This is a genomic window from Pseudomonas sp. RT4P38 (genome assembly GCF_054897765.1).
On the sequence record NZ_CM142703.1, the window covers coordinates 5,020,064 to 5,036,581 of the forward strand.

Annotated in this window: 17 protein-coding genes, 2 tRNA genes, 1 rRNA gene and 2 pseudogenes; 13 read left to right on the forward strand and 9 right to left on the reverse strand. The window is 57.6% G+C overall.

What is annotated here, in order from left to right:
- Positions 1–173 precede the first annotated feature (173 nt).
- The 3 genes from ACYZT7_RS23225 to ACYZT7_RS23235 all read right to left on the reverse strand — a co-directional run bounded on the left by ACYZT7_RS23225 (position 174) and on the right by ACYZT7_RS23235 (position 2,056).
- A tRNA-Ala gene (locus ACYZT7_RS23225) sits at positions 174–249 on the reverse strand.
- 30 nt (positions 250–279) lie between these two features.
- Positions 280–356 (reverse strand) — tRNA-Ile (locus tag ACYZT7_RS23230).
- A 161-nt stretch (positions 357–517) separates the two neighbouring features.
- A 16S ribosomal RNA gene (locus ACYZT7_RS23235) occupies positions 518–2,056 on the reverse strand.
- 660 nt (positions 2,057–2,716) lie between these two features.
- Between ACYZT7_RS23235 and rhtA the strand changes: the two genes are divergently transcribed.
- Both rhtA and ACYZT7_RS23245 read left to right on the forward strand, forming a co-directional pair.
- A complete protein-coding gene (gene rhtA / locus ACYZT7_RS23240; RefSeq protein WP_462038384.1) occupies positions 2,717–3,604 on the forward strand; it encodes a threonine/homoserine exporter RhtA in 888 nt (295 codons plus the stop codon).
- Between the two features lie 167 nt (positions 3,605–3,771).
- On the forward strand, positions 3,772–4,053 hold the full coding sequence (locus ACYZT7_RS23245; RefSeq protein WP_041069802.1) for a hypothetical protein: 282 nt from the start codon (positions 3,772–3,774) through the stop codon (positions 4,051–4,053).
- A gap of 15 nt (positions 4,054–4,068) precedes the next feature.
- Here ACYZT7_RS23245 and ACYZT7_RS23250 read toward each other — a convergent pair whose 3' ends face one another.
- Positions 4,069–4,629: a TetR/AcrR family transcriptional regulator gene (locus ACYZT7_RS23250; RefSeq protein WP_462038385.1), complete on the reverse strand. Its 561-nt coding sequence runs from the start codon at positions 4,627–4,629 to the stop codon at positions 4,069–4,071.
- Positions 4,630–4,721: 92 nt separating this feature from the next.
- Between ACYZT7_RS23250 and ACYZT7_RS23255 the strand changes: the two genes are divergently transcribed.
- Both ACYZT7_RS23255 and ACYZT7_RS23260 read left to right on the forward strand, forming a co-directional pair.
- Positions 4,722–5,450: an SDR family oxidoreductase gene (locus tag ACYZT7_RS23255; RefSeq protein ID WP_462038386.1), complete on the forward strand. Its 729-nt coding sequence runs from the start codon at positions 4,722–4,724 to the stop codon at positions 5,448–5,450.
- Between the two features lie 36 nt (positions 5,451–5,486).
- Positions 5,487–6,077: a 2-hydroxychromene-2-carboxylate isomerase gene (locus ACYZT7_RS23260; protein ID WP_462038387.1), complete on the forward strand. Its 591-nt coding sequence runs from the start codon at positions 5,487–5,489 to the stop codon at positions 6,075–6,077.
- A 54-nt stretch (positions 6,078–6,131) separates the two neighbouring features.
- Here the strand turns inward: ACYZT7_RS23260 and ACYZT7_RS23265 are convergent, their stop codons facing one another.
- The 4 genes from ACYZT7_RS23265 to ACYZT7_RS23280 form a co-directional block, all read right to left on the reverse strand.
- A complete protein-coding gene (locus tag ACYZT7_RS23265; RefSeq protein ID WP_462038388.1) occupies positions 6,132–7,940 on the reverse strand; it encodes an aminopeptidase P family protein in 1,809 nt (602 codons plus the stop codon).
- Between the two features lie 65 nt (positions 7,941–8,005).
- Entirely contained in the window at positions 8,006–9,163 is a 1,158-nt protein-coding gene (locus ACYZT7_RS23270) for a cysteine desulfurase family protein (RefSeq protein WP_462038389.1), read from the reverse strand.
- 203 nt (positions 9,164–9,366) lie between these two features.
- Complete coding sequence (locus ACYZT7_RS23275) at positions 9,367–9,981, reverse strand: LysE family translocator (RefSeq protein WP_462038390.1); 615 nt, start codon at positions 9,979–9,981, stop codon at positions 9,367–9,369.
- Between the two features lie 94 nt (positions 9,982–10,075).
- Positions 10,076–10,345 (reverse strand): hypothetical protein, encoded by a 270-nt coding sequence (locus ACYZT7_RS23280; protein ID WP_462038391.1) that lies wholly within the window; start codon positions 10,343–10,345, stop codon positions 10,076–10,078.
- A 326-nt stretch (positions 10,346–10,671) separates the two neighbouring features.
- Here ACYZT7_RS23280 and ACYZT7_RS23285 point away from each other — a divergent pair.
- The 3 genes and pseudogenes from ACYZT7_RS23285 to ACYZT7_RS23295 form a co-directional block, all read left to right on the forward strand.
- Positions 10,672–10,761 (forward strand): annotated as a pseudogene (locus tag ACYZT7_RS23285) (NAD(P)H-dependent oxidoreductase); the annotation flags it as partial.
- A gap of 81 nt (positions 10,762–10,842) precedes the next feature.
- Positions 10,843–10,914 (forward strand): annotated as a pseudogene (locus ACYZT7_RS23290) (hypothetical protein); the annotation flags it as partial.
- Between the two features lie 14 nt (positions 10,915–10,928).
- Positions 10,929–12,032, forward strand: coding sequence for a sigma-54 interaction domain-containing protein (locus tag ACYZT7_RS23295; protein ID WP_462038392.1), 1,104 nt, complete (start codon positions 10,929–10,931; stop codon positions 12,030–12,032).
- Here ACYZT7_RS23295 and ACYZT7_RS23300 read toward each other — a convergent pair.
- On the reverse strand, positions 12,029–12,394 hold the full coding sequence (locus ACYZT7_RS23300) for an antibiotic biosynthesis monooxygenase (RefSeq protein ID WP_462038393.1): 366 nt from the start codon (positions 12,392–12,394) through the stop codon (positions 12,029–12,031). The genes ACYZT7_RS23295 and ACYZT7_RS23300 overlap by 4 nt on opposite strands.
- Positions 12,395–12,489: 95 nt before the next feature.
- Here ACYZT7_RS23300 and soxR point away from each other — a divergent pair, with 95 nt between their 5' ends.
- The 6 genes from soxR to ACYZT7_RS23330 all read left to right on the forward strand — a co-directional run bounded on the left by soxR (position 12,490) and on the right by ACYZT7_RS23330 (position 16,494).
- Positions 12,490–12,936, forward strand: a complete 447-nt coding sequence (gene soxR / locus ACYZT7_RS23305) for a redox-sensitive transcriptional activator SoxR (RefSeq protein ID WP_462038394.1) — start codon at positions 12,490–12,492, stop codon at positions 12,934–12,936.
- A gap of 129 nt (positions 12,937–13,065) precedes the next feature.
- Positions 13,066–13,524, forward strand: coding sequence for a VOC family protein (locus ACYZT7_RS23310; protein ID WP_449644178.1), 459 nt, complete (start codon positions 13,066–13,068; stop codon positions 13,522–13,524).
- Between the two features lie 336 nt (positions 13,525–13,860).
- A complete protein-coding gene (locus tag ACYZT7_RS23315) occupies positions 13,861–15,060 on the forward strand; it encodes a PepSY-associated TM helix domain-containing protein (protein WP_462038395.1) in 1,200 nt (399 codons plus the stop codon).
- Positions 15,057–15,599: a thiamine pyrophosphate-binding protein gene (locus ACYZT7_RS23320; RefSeq protein ID WP_462038396.1), complete on the forward strand. Its 543-nt coding sequence runs from the start codon at positions 15,057–15,059 to the stop codon at positions 15,597–15,599. Before ACYZT7_RS23315 ends, ACYZT7_RS23320 begins: the two co-directional genes overlap by 4 nt.
- Positions 15,596–15,925: a hypothetical protein gene (locus ACYZT7_RS23325; protein WP_462038397.1), complete on the forward strand. Its 330-nt coding sequence runs from the start codon at positions 15,596–15,598 to the stop codon at positions 15,923–15,925. Before ACYZT7_RS23320 ends, ACYZT7_RS23325 begins: the two co-directional genes overlap by 4 nt.
- On the forward strand, positions 15,922–16,494 hold the full coding sequence (locus ACYZT7_RS23330; protein ID WP_462038398.1) for a DUF6162 family protein: 573 nt from the start codon (positions 15,922–15,924) through the stop codon (positions 16,492–16,494). The genes ACYZT7_RS23325 and ACYZT7_RS23330 overlap by 4 nt, the downstream gene beginning before the upstream one ends.
- Positions 16,495–16,518: the final 24 nt, after the last annotated feature.

Consider the following 16,518-nt stretch of genomic DNA (forward strand, 5'->3'; position numbering starts at 1 on the left):
CTCACAAATTTTACCTTAGCCTGATCCGTTACCAGTGAAAGTAACGTCCAGTCTATCTTTCTATCACATACCCAAATTTTTAAAGAACGATCTAGCCAAAGACTAGAAATCAACATTCACCATCGTCACGATGGAATGCTCATTTCTAAGCTTTCAACAACAGAAGCAGTTAGTGGTGGAGCCAAACGGGATCGAACCGTTGACCTCCTGCGTGCAAGGCAGGCGCTCTCCCAGCTGAGCTATGGCCCCGTATTTCTACAGGCGTTTCCCACACAAAATTGGTGGGTCTGGGCAGATTCGAACTGCCGACCTCACCCTTATCAGGGGTGCGCTCTAACCAACTGAGCTACAGACCCAATTTCGAGCTACAAGGCCGACCTCACCCTGCTCTCTACCACAGAGCATGGGGTGCGCTCTAACCAACCAAGCTACAACCCCTTAGGGCTGCTTCTTATCGTCTTCTTCAATGAATCAAGCAATTCGTGTGGGAGCTTATGGAGCAGCTGATGTCGTCGATTAAGGAGGTGATCCAGCCGCAGGTTCCCCTACGGCTACCTTGTTACGACTTCACCCCAGTCATGAATCACACCGTGGTAACCGTCCTCCCGAAGGTTAGACTAGCTACTTCTGGTGCAACCCACTCCCATGGTGTGACGGGCGGTGTGTACAAGGCCCGGGAACGTATTCACCGCGACATTCTGATTCGCGATTACTAGCGATTCCGACTTCACGCAGTCGAGTTGCAGACTGCGATCCGGACTACGATCGGTTTTCTGGGATTAGCTCCACCTCGCGGCTTGGCAACCCTCTGTACCGACCATTGTAGCACGTGTGTAGCCCAGGCCGTAAGGGCCATGATGACTTGACGTCATCCCCACCTTCCTCCGGTTTGTCACCGGCAGTCTCCTTAGAGTGCCCACCATTACGTGCTGGTAACTAAGGACAAGGGTTGCGCTCGTTACGGGACTTAACCCAACATCTCACGACACGAGCTGACGACAGCCATGCAGCACCTGTCTCAATGCTCCCGAAGGCACTCCGCTATCTCTAGCAGATTCATTGGATGTCAAGGCCTGGTAAGGTTCTTCGCGTTGCTTCGAATTAAACCACATGCTCCACCGCTTGTGCGGGCCCCCGTCAATTCATTTGAGTTTTAACCTTGCGGCCGTACTCCCCAGGCGGTCAACTTAATGCGTTAGCTGCGCCACTAAGAGCTCAAGGCTCCCAACGGCTAGTTGACATCGTTTACGGCGTGGACTACCAGGGTATCTAATCCTGTTTGCTCCCCACGCTTTCGCACCTCAGTGTCAGTATCAGTCCAGGTGGTCGCCTTCGCCACTGGTGTTCCTTCCTATATCTACGCATTTCACCGCTACACAGGAAATTCCACCACCCTCTACCATACTCTAGCTCGACAGTTTTGAATGCAGTTCCCAGGTTGAGCCCGGGGATTTCACATCCAACTTAACGAACCACCTACGCGCGCTTTACGCCCAGTAATTCCGATTAACGCTTGCACCCTCTGTATTACCGCGGCTGCTGGCACAGAGTTAGCCGGTGCTTATTCTGTCGGTAACGTCAAAACACTTACGTATTAGGTAAATGCCCTTCCTCCCAACTTAAAGTGCTTTACAATCCGAAGACCTTCTTCACACACGCGGCATGGCTGGATCAGGCTTTCGCCCATTGTCCAATATTCCCCACTGCTGCCTCCCGTAGGAGTCTGGACCGTGTCTCAGTTCCAGTGTGACTGATCATCCTCTCAGACCAGTTACGGATCGTCGCCTTGGTGAGCCATTACCTCACCAACTAGCTAATCCGACCTAGGCTCATCTGATAGCGCAAGGCCCGAAGGTCCCCTGCTTTCTCCCGTAGGACGTATGCGGTATTAGCGTCCGTTTCCGAGCGTTATCCCCCACTACCAGGCAGATTCCTAGGCATTACTCACCCGTCCGCCGCTCGCCACCAGGTACAAGTACCCGTGCTGCCGCTCGACTTGCATGTGTTAGGCCTGCCGCCAGCGTTCAATCTGAGCCATGATCAAACTCTTCAGTTCAAACATCTTTGGGTTTTTAAGAAACCCTAAACTTGGCTCAGCAATCGTTGGTTACATCTTTGATTTCTCGCGGAGTAACTTGTGATGCTGATAATCTTGTTGACTATCAGTCTGACTCCACAAGCACCCACACGAATTGCTTGATTCAGTTGTTAAAGAGCGGTTGGTTAAGATCTTTCGTCTCAACCGAGGCGCGCATTCTACAGCAGCCTCTGTTGCTGTCAAGCGGTTATTTTCAGAAGTTTTCAAAGTTTCCTTTGTAACTTCAACCACTTGCGCTTTCGATCTCTCGTTAGCGGGAGGCGAATTCTACAGCGTTACTCGCTGCTGTCAACACCTCTTTTACACCGCTTTCGACCGAGAAGATCGAACCGTTAAAAGAGCCAAACAACCCCGCTCTTTCAACTCCTTCTGGGCTTCGATGACCTGAAGCAACTCGCTGTCGAAAACTGCGCAACTCATTGTTTACCAAGGAGTTTTCCGTTTCGACTGCGCCGGAAGTGGGGCGAATTATAGACGTCCAGAATCTGCCGTCAACACCTAATTACGCTTTTCTATAAGGATGTTCAAAATCGCTGCTATATATAGACGCGCCTGCAACGAATGCGCAGTATATTGCCCAACAACACTCTCGCTTTCTACTTCGGACGATGCCACGCAATGAAAGACCAGCCCCGCAGCTTTGCCTCGACTCTGTTTTCGGTTGGCCTGCTATTGATAGCCATGGCGTCGATCCAGTCGGGAGCCTCCCTTGCTAAAAGTATGTTCCCCATTATCGGCGCGCAAGGGACCACCACCCTGCGACTGATCTTCGCCAGCGTGATCATGATGCTGATACTGCGCCCCTGGCGAGCGAAGCTCACCGCAAAATCCCTGCGCACCGTCATCGTCTACGGGATGGCGTTAGGCGGCATGAACTTCCTCTTCTATATGTCGTTGCAAACCGTCCCCCTGGGGATCGCGGTTGCACTGGAATTCACCGGCCCACTGGCGGTAGCCATCTTTGCGTCACGTCGCGCGATCGACTTTTTGTGGATTGCCCTGGCCGCCATCGGTTTGCTGCTGTTAATACCTACGGGAGAAACGACGACGGGAATCGATCTGGTAGGTGCCGGTTATGCATTGGGCGCAGGTGTCTGCTGGGCGCTGTACATTCTGTTCGGCCAAAAGGCCGGCGCCGACAATGGCGTGCAGACCGCGGCACTGGGGGTGATGATTGCAGCACTTTTTGTAGCCCCTATTGGCATCGTCCATGCTGGCGCCGCGCTGCTCACTCCGTCACTGATCCCCGTTGCCATCGGTGTCGCCATTCTGTCCACCGCCCTCCCCTATACGCTGGAGATGGTCGCCCTCACCCGAATCCCGACCCGGACCTTCGGCACGTTGATGAGCATTGAACCTGCGTTCGGCGCACTGTCAGGCCTGTTGTTTCTCCATGAGTACCTCTCACTGTCACAATGGATGGCCATCATGTGCATCATTCTGGCTTCCATAGGCGCAACCATGACGATGGGGAGTGCGGCAAAGCCTGCGGTCGTTGCAGATTGAGACAGGATTTGACGAGGGTCTGGTATTTGCATCGCAATTAGGCCATGTTTAGGCCCGTAACCCAGTGTCAAACATGGATTTTTCAGATAGGGATATCAGAACGCTTCAAGCGAAAGCGAATGCAGCCAGACCCGGGCGCAAAGATCCGGGACGCTATAAGGACACCAATGAAACGAATTTTGATACTGATCGCCGTACTTGCGGTTGCGGGCTGCGCGGCGACATCGAAAACCCAGGTAAAACACGGCAAGAAAGGGCTGCATATCAACTGTTCCGGACTCTCGTCATCCTGGGACAAGTGCTACACCAGCGCTGCCAACTCGTGCGCACCCAAAGGTTACAAGGTCATCGCCAAGTCAGGGGACGCCGTGGAAGAACCAGGCGACTACCCGTTCGGCCTCAACCCTGCCGGCTATACCAGCCGCAGCATGATTGTCATCTGCAAATAGGTTGATACCGCCTTGTCAGGTTCGTGGAACCGCAATCTGGCGGCCAATCTCATCGTAACTGGACTTCAGCACCGCGCGCTGAATGTCTGGCGTGGCCAGCATCCGTGCCACGACCAACGCACCAATACATTGCGACAGAATCGCCCAGGCCAGGCTGTCGCTTTCCAGAACTCGCGCCCAACTCTCCTGAAGCCGACAAATCCAGTTCTCCGCCTGCTGACGAATCATCACGTCTGAGCGGGCAATCTCAGCCCCCAATGCCGGCAAAGCACAACCGGATTCCGGGTGCTCGACATGGGCCATGCTCAGGTAGTGTTTCAGGCAGCGCTCGAGCTTGTCACGATTCTGGTCCGCCCCTAAACGCTCCAGGCTTTGGCACAGCTCACGCTCGACGATTGAGGCGAACAGTTCATCCTTTGAAGAAAAGTGACTGTAGAAAGCTCCGCCACTCAAGCCGATCGCCTTCATCAAACCGTCGACACCTACCGTTGAAAAACCTGACTTCTTGGCCGACACCGCACTGCTTTCAAGTAGTTTCTCTTTGGTTTCAAGTTTGTGATTGGCCGAGTAACGCATTGCCTTGCCCTCAGGATTGATCGCCTTGACGCTTGCCGAATCGTAGCATAACGTACGTTTAGTTAACGATCGTTTAGCAAAGGGATCTACCCATGAATAACAAGAAGGTCGTACTGGTTGTAGGCGCAGGGGATGCCACAGGCGGCGCCATTGCAAAACGCTTTGCGCAGGAAGGATTTGTGGCTTGTGTCACCCGCCGCAGCGCGGACAAACTCCAACCGCTGGTGGATGCCATCAACGCCGATGGCGGTGAAGCCCACGGGTTTGCCTGCGATGCGCGCAAGGAAGAGGACGTGATTGCGTTGGTTGAGCAGATCGAAAGCCAGATTGGCCCAATCGAAGCGTTCGTTTTCAACATTGGCGCCAATGTGCCTTGCAGCATTCTCGAAGAAACCGCGCGCAAATATTTCAAGATCTGGGAAATGGCCTGCTTCTCAGGTTTTCTCAACGCTCGTGAAGTGGCCAAGCGCATGGCCAAGCGTCGACGGGGCACTATCTTGTTCACCGGTGCCACCGCAGGCATGCGTGGTGCAGCAGGGTTTGCGGCTTTTGCCGGCGCCAAGCACGGGATTCGCTCCCTGGCGCAAAGCATGGCTCGAGAACTGGGGCCAATGAACATTCACGTCGCCCACGTCGTAGTCGACGGTGCCATCGATACCGATTTTATCCGCGAGAGTTTCCCCGAGAAGTACGCGACCAAGGACCAGGACGGCATTCTCAATCCTGAGCACATCGCCGAGAACTATTGGTACCTGCACAGCCAGCCCCGTGACGCATGGACCTTCGAGCTGGACCTGCGCCCCTGGAGCGAACGCTGGTAAACCCACCCCTAAAATAATAAGCAGAGCGCATCGACCATGAGCAAAACCGTGGAGTTCTATTTTGACCTCGGCAGCCCAGCCACCTACCTGGCTTATACCCAACTGCCGAAGATTTGCGAGCAGACCGACAGCCAGCTGATCTACAAGCCGATGTTGCTGGGTGGGGTCTTCAAAGCCACCGGCAACGCGTCTCCGGCAACCATCCCGACCAAGGGCAGGTACATGTTTCAGGACCTGGATCGCTATGCCAAGCGCTACGGCGTGCCGCTGAAGTTCAATCCGCACTTCCCTATCAACACCCTGATGTTGATGCGCGCCATCACCGGCATGCAGTTGCGCCATCCCGAACGCTTTCAGGCGTTCATCGATTGCCTGTTTCACGCGCTTTGGGTTGAAGGCCGCGACCTTGTTGATCCGGCGACTGTCGCGACAGTTCTGACACAGAACGGTTTCGATCCAAATGAGGTGCTGGCCCTGACTGCCGATGAGGAAGTCAAAGCCACTCTCAAGGACAACACAGAGACAGCCGTGCAACGAGGCGTATTTGGTGCCCCGAGCATGTTTGTCGATAATCAGCTGTTCTTCGGTCAGGATCGCCTGGACTTCGTCCTTGAAGCCCTGAGTTAAAATTCGACGACCACATGAGCCAGGCGCCCTATGAAGCGCCTGCACTCCAACCGATCAAATAGCCGCAGTGCGGGTGATCAACCACTCAAGGGCTGCACCGTCGAGCAACGGGCTCAAGCGCTCGCGCACCTCGGCGTGGTAGGCGTTGAACCACTGTTTTTCGTCATCCGTCAGCAGCGACGGCTCCAGGCAACGAGTGTCGATCGGGCACAACGTCAGGGTCTCAAACTTCAGAAACTCACCGAATTCACTTGTGCCCGCCTCGCGGTTCAACACCAGGTTCTCGATCCGCACACCCCAGCGTCCCGGACGGTAAGTGCCCGGCTCGATGGAGGTGATCATGCCCGGCTGCATTGCAGTTTGTGGCGCGGCGGCGGCTTGGTAGGCGATGACCTGCGGGCCCTCGTGCACGTTGAGGAAGTAGCCGACGCCATGACCGGTGCCGTGACCGTAATCAACGCTTTCAGCCCAGATCGGCGCGCGGGCAATGGAGTCCAGCAAGGGCGACAGAATGCCTTTCGGGAATTGCGCACGGGACAGCGCAATCACGCCTTTGAGCACCCGCGTGCAATCGCGCTTCTGCTCATCGGTCGGCGTACCGACCGGCACCATCCGAGTGATATCGGTGGTGCCGCCCAGGTACTGGCCGCCGGAGTCGATCAACAACAGACCATCGCCTTCGATCACCGCGTGTTCTTCTTCGGTGGCGTGGTAGTGCGGCATCGCGCCATTGGCGTTGAATGCGGCAATGGTGTTGAAGCTCAGCGATACATATCCCGGACGTCGGGTACGCGCCGCCGTCAGGTGTTCGTCGATGGTCAATTCGGTGATGCGCTCACGACCCAGTGCAGTGTCCAGCCAGGTGAAGAACTCGCATAGCGCCGCGCCGTCCTGCTCCATGGCCTGACGAATGTGCTCGGCATCGGCCAGGCTTTTTTGCGATTTGGCCAACGTCGTCGGGTTCAGGCCTTCGACCAACTTCACGCCGCTATCCAGGTTATCCAGCAAGCCTGCCGTGACGCGCGCCGGATCGACTTGCAGACTCGCCCCGCTCGGTACGGCGCGCAAGGCGGCAGCCACTTCGCTGTAGTCGCGCAGGGTCACGCCGTCCTGTTCGAGGACTGCACGCAGTTCGGCATCGACCTTGCTCAGGGCAACGAACAGGGTTGCCTGCTGCTGGCTGATCAAAGCAAAGGAAACAAACACCGGATTGAACGACACGTCGCCGCCGCGCAAGTTGAACAGCCAGGCGATGTCATCGAGGGTGGCGATAAAGTGCCAGTCGGCACCGCGATCTTTCAAAACCTCACGCAGCTTGGCCAGTTTCTCGCCGCGGCTGACAGTCGCCTGAGGTGGCAGGTGTTGATAGATCGGTTCATTCGGCAGCGTCGGACGGTCGCTCCAGACTCCGCTCAACAAGTCGATGTCGGTGCGCAGGCGTGCGCCGCGTTCTTCGAGCTTGCCGCCCAAAGTACGCGCCGAAGCCACGGCCATCACTGCACCATCTACCGCGACGACGCCGCCTTCAGGGGTTTGCTCGGCCAGCCAGTCCAGCGGGCCGGGTTGACCCGGTTGCAGCTTGACCAGTTCGATACCGCTGCCCTTGAGTTCCTTGGTCGCTTGTTCCCAATAACGGCTGTCGGCCCAGACACCGGCAAAGTCCGGCGTAACAATCAGCGTGCCGACCGACCCATGGAAGCCCGACAACCATTGCCGCCCTTGCCAGTAACCCGGCAGGTATTCCGAAAGATGCGGGTCGGCCGACGGCACCAGCAGAGCGTGAATGCCCTCCCGGCTCATCAGTTCGCGGGTTTGCGCCAGGCGTTGGGGCACCGATCCATTGATTGAAGGCTGCGTACTCATCGTGTCTCCTGCTAATCACTTCATCATTATTGTTGAGTGCCGATCAACGCCGGCACTTTCAGACCTTATTGCCAGAATGCCGGAGCACTGGCGCAGGCCGCTTGAATCAGGTGTACCGCTTGGTCGATGTCCTGCTCGGTAGTGAACCGGCCGAGACTCAAGCGAATGGTGCGACTCGCCGAGCGGGCGTCATGCCCCAGGGCCAGCAGCACATGGGAGGGAGCATTGCTGGCGGAGTTGCAGGCCGAGGTCGCGGAAAACGCAATCGAATGGCTCAGCACCGCAGAGTTGAACTCGCCTTCGTTGAAGGTCAGGCTCAGGGTATGGGGAATGCGTTGGGTCGGGCTGCCGTTGAGCCGAACCCCGGGAATGCTCAGCAGGTGCTCAAGCAAGCGTTCACGCAGATGCACGATCGTGGCCTTCTCTTCATCGAACGAGGCCGCCGCCAACGCGAACGCCACACCCATGGCGGCGATCTGGTGAGTCGCCAGGGTGCCGGAACGCAAACCACCCTCGTGACCACCGCCATGGATCTGCGCTTGCAAGCGCTGTTGCGCGCGAGGCCCGACATACAACGCGCCGATGCCTTTGGGGCCATAGAGTTTGTGGGCGGAAAACGACATCAGATCCACCGGCCACTTGGCCAGATCGATCGCCACTTTGCCCGCGCCCTGAGCGGCGTCGACATGGAATAACGCATCGCGATCACGCACTACCTGACCAATGGCCGGGATGTCGTTGAGGGTGCCAAGCTCATTGTTGACCAGCATCAGCGAGACCAGAAAGGTGTCTTCGCGCATCGCTTCGCTGACCGCTTGCGGGGTAATCAAACCCTCGGCGTCAGGCACCAGATAAGTCACCGCAACACCGGCGTCCTGCAACTGCTTTGCCGTGTCGAGAATCGCTTTGTGTTCGATCTGGCTGGTGATGATGTGGCCGCCAGAAACGCCGCGGGCCTGGGCCACGCCCTTAAGGGCAAGGTTGTTCGATTCGGTGGCGCCGGAGGTCCAGACGATCTGTTGCGCCTGAGCGCCGACCAGTTCGGCGACCTGTCGCCGCGCCTGCTCGACCGATTGCCGGGCCTGTTGCCCGAACGCATGGGAGCTGGACGCCGGATTGCCGAAATTGCCGGTAAAACCTAGACACTCGACCATCACCTTGATGACTCGCTCATCCACCGGCGTGGTGGCGGCGTAGTCGAAATACAACGGACGTTTATTCATGAAAGACTCGCAGAGCGTGTTCCGGGATCAGGAAGCTCGTCACTGAAACGTCAAACGCAGCCTCGTGAGCTGCGCCGATCGTTCAGAGCGTTAGAAATACCTGATCGGAGGCCGTTAAAGAAGAACAACTTCATTTAAAAGTGCGTAGGAACGCTCCTGAAGTCGAGCTTAACAGGCATCGGGCAACCGGTTGAAGCAATGCGTCAGTCAAAGCTTTCGAGCAACAACGGATACAGCGAAGCCACCAGCAGCAAGGCCATGCCCCAGTTGAACAGCCGCAACCAGCGGCGATCCTTCAGCACGTTGCGCAACAACGTGCCGCAACCTGCCCAGACACCGACGCTCGGCAGGTTGATCAAGGCGAACACTGCCGCAATCACGATCACGTTGGTGAAGTAGCCCTGCATCGGCGTGTAAGTGCTGATGGCACCGATGGCCATGATCCAGGCCTTGGGATTGACCCACTGAAACGCCGCCGCGCCCAAGTAACTGATCGGCTTGCTCTCGCCCTTTTCGCTCTCGGAGACCGGCCCTGAATGGGCGATTTTCCACGCCAAGTACAGCAAATACGTCGCACCGACGTAACGCAACACGGTGTAGAGCAACGGATAGGTTTGAAACACTGCGCCCAACCCGAAACCTACCGCCACCACGAGCACGAAGAACCCGCAGGTGACGCCAAGCATGTGGGGAATGGTGCGGTTAAAGCCGAAGTTCACACCCGATGCCAGCAACATAGTGTTGTTGGGGCCGGGAGTAATCGAGGTAACAAGCGCAAACAGGGCGAAGCCCAGCAGCAAATCGAGCGAGAGCGTCATGGCAGCGGTCCATCAGGTCAGTCAGGTGTTGACCCTATCGCACGCCTTGAGGGAAACCCATGGACAGTTACGTAAAACTTCGAGCCGTACAGTTTCAGCTAGGACGTCCGTGAAGCTGTACAGCACGTTCAGCGTTCATTTCCCCTTGCTTGTCAAAATTGAACGATTTCTGCGGTTGGCCGAGCAATTCGGCTTTCTTCGCGTGGTACTCCTCGAAAGACAGACCGCGACGATTCAAGTCCTCAAGTGCCAGTTCCCTGGTTTCTTCCGCTGTGTAGGGCCGTAGTTCCGGGGAAACATGGCTGGCACATCCGGCGAGAACGGAGACTGCAAGCAGCAAGAAAGTGGCAATTAGAGGTTTCATGGTTGACGTCCTGGCAACTGGGTTGGGGGCAATGAACACAGGCTACGCCGGGTATCCGAACAGCAGAAATCAACGCTCTCGATAGTGGCTATCGACTTTGGTTCACTCCGCTCAGGCAGACCATTTTATAGCTCAAAATGATCTATAAATATTAATTTTTAGTCTTTTACGGAATAACACAGAGCCTTTATAACAACGCCAGCGCTTCACGCACAACTGTTCGCCAGGCAACAGTCATTCAACAAACAGTTCTGCTAATCGAACAGCGTCTACCGGCCAACGCGCTGAAAGCCGGTAAATCTGGGCTCCGAGGGATTGGTACAGAAGCCGAGCTGCAAGCGATCGAGAACGCCGACCTGCTGATCGTCGCCGCGCCGATTTATCGCGACTCCTACCCTGGACTGCTCAAGCATCTGAACGTCTTGCTGCACAACGCGCCGCACCGTTGTTCGGCGTGCACCCCAAAAATCTGCTGAGAATCGCAAAAGGATTTCTTCATGGATGTTTTCTGGTTTCTGCCGACTCACGGCGACGGCCATTACCTGGGCACCACTCAGGGCACACGCCCGCATGGAGCCTGCCCATGCAACTGCTGACCTCACCGCCCTCACCCGCCCTGGCCACCTCGATCCGCGCCACGGCGCAGGTGTTCGAAGACCCTAAATCCCAAGCCTTGCTCGCACACATTCGACAAGTAGCACCGAGTGAAGCCAGCGTGCTGATCATCGGTGAAACCGGCACCGGCAAGGAGCTGGTGGCGCGGCATATCCACAACCTCAGCGCCCGGCGCAACCGGCCATTTGTGGCGGTGAACTGCGGCGCGTTCTCTGAATCCCTGGTGGAGGCCGAGTTGTTCGGCCATGAAAAGGGCGCCTTTACCGGTGCGCTGAGCGCCAAGGCCGGCTGGTTCGAAGAGGCCGACGGCGGCACGTTGTTCCTCGATGAGATCGGCGATTTGCCGATGGCGATTCAGGTCAAGTTGTTGCGGGTGTTGCAGGAGCGCGAAGTGGTGCGACTGGGTTCGCGCAAGAGCATTCCTATCAATGTGCGCGTGCTGGCAGCGACCAACGTGCAATTGGAGAAAGCCATCAACGCCGGGCATTTCCGTGAGGACTTGTACTATCGCCTCGACGTGGTCAGCCTGGAATTGAGCCCTTTGCGCGACCGCCCCGGCGACATCCTGCCGCTGACCCGACACTTCGTCGACGCCTACAGCCAGCGCCTCGGTTACGGCACCATCACCCTCAGCAAAGAAGCCGAACTGAAACTGCGCAGCTACAGCTGGCCGGGCAACATCCGCGAACTGGAAAACGTCATTCACCACACCCTGCTGATCTGCCGAAACGGTGCAATCGAACGCGACGACTTGCGCCTGTCGAACATACGCATCGAGCGTCAGGACGATTACCACAGCAACGTCGATGACTCACCGGAAGCCCTGCTTGATCGAGCCTTTCAAAAGCTCTTCGAAGAACAGGCCGGGGCGCTGCACGAAAAAGTCGAAGACGCTTTGCTGCGAGCGGCCTATCGTTTCAGCCATTACAACCAGGTGCACACCGCTACGTTGCTGGGATTGAGCCGCAACGTAACGCGCACGCGACTTATCAAGATCGGCGAGCTGACGGTGAACAAGCGCCGCCCCACGGAAAACCGCCAGGGCGAGCGTGTCATGCAGTTGTCGATCTAACCCACCAGATTGCAGTGCAGTGCATTGTCGTGGCTGCGTTCCAGGCTGTGCAGCACCTGGAACGAGCCGAAGGTCACGGTTTTCGCCTGATGGGCGCGGATCAGCTGCCAAAAATCATGCTCGCCGCTTTCAAAGCTTTGAAACGCGGCTTCTCCCGCCTCGCGTGTTTGCCATTGCAGGTAGTTGAGCACTCGCCGGCCATCGTCGCTGGCCTGGATGCTGGCGCTCAGAAACCCTATGAAGTCCTGAGCCAGACGCTCGGTCTGCTTCGACAGCGCCGACACCAGCGCGGGCTGTTGATGGGGTTCGATCTCGAATTCGATCAGTTGGGTGAAACTGCGATTTTTCTCTAGCGGTTGCATGAATAGTCCCCACTTACGTGTAAGCCGGATCTTGCGATCCGAAGGCCTGCAGGGTAAAACCTTGAGTTAACTAGAGGTCAAGAGGCATTTTTTAAATGATCACCTCGGAAAATCTGCATAAGGAACTCACCGTCGGCCAATTGGCTGCGCGCAGCGGCGTCGCGGTCACGGCGCTGCACTTTTACGAGTCCAAGGGCTTGATCAAAAGCAATCGCAACCAAGGCAACCAGCGGCGTTATCCACGGGAAGTGTTGCGGCGGGTGGCGTTGATCAAAGTGGCTCAGCGATTGGGTATTCCGTTGGCGGAGATTGGCGAGGCATTGAAATCGCTGCCAGACAATCGGGCGCCGACGGCAGCGGACTGGAAAGTGTTGTCGGCGCAATGGAGTCGGGATCTGGATGAGCGGATCAATCAGCTGACCTTGCTGCGGGACAAGCTCAATGGCTGCATTGGCTGTGGGTGTCTGTCGATGGAAGCATGCCCGTTGCGCAATTTTGGCGATGTGTTGGGGGAGCGTGGGCCCGGGGCGCAGCTCCTTTAATGATAACTGGACAGTGGCTGCTGCTCGTCGGGGATTCGGTCGACCGAAAAGTGCTGACCTATAGTTACTCGACCGGAAATCGGCGAAGGAACACCTTTCACTCACGACATGAGAACAGGGAGAACCATCATGAGCGTCAAACCCATACCAGAGGGTTATCACAGCATCACCCCGTATCTGGGCATTCAAAAAGCGGCCGAAGCCATCGAGTTCTACAAGAAAGCCTTTGGTGCCACCGAAGTCATGCGCCTGTCCATGCCCGATGGCGGCATCGGGCATGCCGAACTGCGCATCGGCGATTGCCCGATCATGCTCGGCACGCCTTGCGACCAGGGCCCGTTGAGCAATCCGGACACGTCGCCGTCCGTGGGGCTGCATCTGTATGTGAACGATGTGGACACGTCTTATAAACAGGCGATTGCCGCCGGCGGTACGGTGGTTTCCGAGGTCAAGGATCAGTTTTATGGCGACCGCTCGGGGACTTTGAAGGATCCCTATGGGCATCTGTGGTTTCTGGCCACGCGCAAGGAAGATCTGACTCAGGAGCAGATTGAGCAGCGGGCGAAGGAGATGTTCAGCCAAGGTTAACCACCACATTTGTGGCGTGTTGGATCGACACAACACCGCGACCTCTAGTGAATAAAAAACCTGTGGGAGCGGGCTTGCTCGCGAAGGCTTAGGCACATCCAGCAGTGATGTGACTGACAGACCGCTTTCGCGAGCAAGCCCGCTCCCACAGGGTTATGTGCACAAAGGAACACGAAACATTTTCTTTCACATCCCCGTTCGGGATTTCCAATGCTCATCCGTCTTATTTAGATGCAGTCGGCCCGCGTAGGCAAAAGCCACGGCCTGGCCTTTCATGGACCTCATCGCTGGGAAGCCCTTAGCGGCGGCCCACTCATCGAAACAAGACCTTTACTCATGTCGAAGAAATCCCGTTCAAAACTCTGGTTTCTGGTCCATAGCTGGCTGGCGCTGCCAATCTGGTTTTTCGTGCTGATCGTCTGCGTGACCGGCACGCTGGCGGTGGTCAGTCAGGAAGTCGTCTGGCTGGCCAACCCGCAAATGCGCGCCAGCCAACCCTCGGACGATGCGCCGCTGCTCAGCTATGACCAGATCATCGCCGCCATCAAGAAGGCTGAGCCCAACACCCTGGTCGAGGCCATCAGTCGGCCCGATGAATCGCACTTCGCCCTCGACGTAGACGTCAGCTATCCCGATGGTCGCTCCGTGACGGTTTACGTCAATCCCTACAGCGGCGTCATTCAGGGCACTGCCCCGCAGTTCAATTTCAAGGCGTTTACCCGCGCGCTGCATGGCTGGTGGCTGGTGCCGTTTACCAATGGCTACAGCTGGGGCTGGTACCTGGTGTCGTTTCTCAGCCTGCCATTGCTGGCGTCGTTGGTCACCGGGCTGGTGGTCTACAAGCGCTTCTGGAAAGGTTTCTTCCGACCGACTTTGCGCATTCGTCACGGCGCGCGGATTTTCTGGGGCGACTTTCATCGCCTCAGCGGCATCTGGTCGATCTGGTTCATCGCGGTAATTTCCGTCACCAGCACCTGGTTCCTGATTCAGGCGTTCATGTTCGATAACCAGATTTCCATCAGCACCGCACCGGTGGCTGCCGTGGTTCCGCGTGAAAGTGTCCCGCTGACTGCCGACGGTTCGCCCGCGCCGATGATCAGTCTGGAGACGGCCATTCGCCAAGCCAAGGAACGTATTTCCGGCCTGGACGACAGTTTCGTCAGTCTGCCCGCCAACGCCTACAGCTACCTTTCGGTCGGCGGACGCAGTTGGTATCCGCTGATGTTCCAGACGGCCGACATCAACCCGTATACCGGCGACATCGCCGCCACTCGCCTGTTGTCGGACCGTTCCGGCCTGGAGCTGGTGACCGAATCCATGCGTCCGCTGCACACCGGCGATTTCGGCGGCATCTGGATCAAGCTGATCTGGTTCTTCTTCGGCCTGATCCTCAGCATGATGGTCCTCAGCGGCCTGTTGATCTGGACCAAACGCACCGCCCTGGCCACGGCCAACGCCCTCAAGCGCAGCCATAAACGCCCGCGCAGTCAGGCCGCTCCGGTCAACAGCCGTGAAACCACGGAGGTCAGCCAATGAGTCTGTTCGCCGCTGATAAACCGGGCTCGAAACTGAGCCGTTTCTGGCACAAATGGCGCTTCCACATCAACGTTCTGCTGTTGCTGGTGCCGCTGGGTTTCATGCCCAAGTACTTCGCCGACGCGGCGCTGTTTCGCGGTGACACCGGCCTGGGCGAGCGGGAGATCGGAGAGGTTCGGGTGGGTCCCTGGAGCCTGCGTCTGGCCGAGCTGCGAAACGAAGCACCGACCCTCGATGGTCCGGCCGGCTACATGAAGAGCTTCAACGCGGCGCTGTGCGACAGCTGCCGCGATCAGGTCAAGGCGACTTACCTGCGCATTGGCAAACCGCGCAGCCTGCGCGCTGCCGGGGTGATTTTCTTCGGCACGCCATACCGTATGGGCGCGATGCTGCCAATCCCCGAGAAGACCAAAGCCGACGCCGAGTTGTGGATCACCATGGAAGGCTGGGATGGCGCGATGCATCAAGCGTCGATCCCCCTGAGCCAGGCATCCCCGGCCACCCTCGCCTGGCTGAACCAACAAGGAGGCAAACCATGATCAACGTTATACGTCCTCTAGGCGCCGCACTGCTGGTGCTCTGCAACGGTTTCAGCGCCAGCGCCCTGGCCCACAACCCGATGTGCGAATGCAAAGCCATCGATGCCGAGCAGATCAAATGCACCGGCGGTTTCTCCGACGGCAGCGGCGCGCCGGGGGTGACCCTGGATGTGATCGGCTACGACGAAACCATCCTGGTGCCCGGCAAGCTCGGTGCCGATTCCACCCTGACTTTCAAGAAGCCCGGCGCCGAGTTCTACGTGCTGTTCGATGCCGGCCCCGGCCACGTTGTCGAGATCGACCAAGCGGACATCGAAGCCCCATGAGTACGCCAACCACACAAGTCGTTCGCCCGGCCGGTGCCGGCCATGAAACTCTCTATGTGTTGCTGTTCTGCCTGATGATCCTCGTGGTTGCCGGCTCGGTGGTCGCCTGGCGCGGTGAGTCTCAGGAAGTCAGCAGCGTTGGCAGCCACCAACTGGATGCCCGCCGTGACTTGAGCGCGTCCGAGCAAGGCATCTACGCCGACCTGCGGGTGACGCTCGACGAAATTCACCTGCTGCGTCAGGAGCAACAGGCGCTCCCCGCCCCCGCAGCCCTTGCCGATGAAGGTTTTGCGCCGTTCGCCCAGGACGCCAGTTCCGTCAGCCGCGGCGCTCATGCCTGGCAATTGCTCGACGCCAAGGCTTACTTCGGCCAGAGCCAGACGCCCACCGTGGCCGGTTCGTTTCTGATGCGACTGACCGCTGACGACGATGCGCCGGACGTCTGGCTCAACCGCGGCAACGCCCTCGCGGCCCCAACCGACCTGTCTGACGCCACGCTTGAAAGCGCCGGCTGGCAGCAGATCGTCGCGCAATTCGATGCCGGCGTGACCCGCCAGCACCGGCACTGACCCATCGCCTTCACCCGAGAGAAG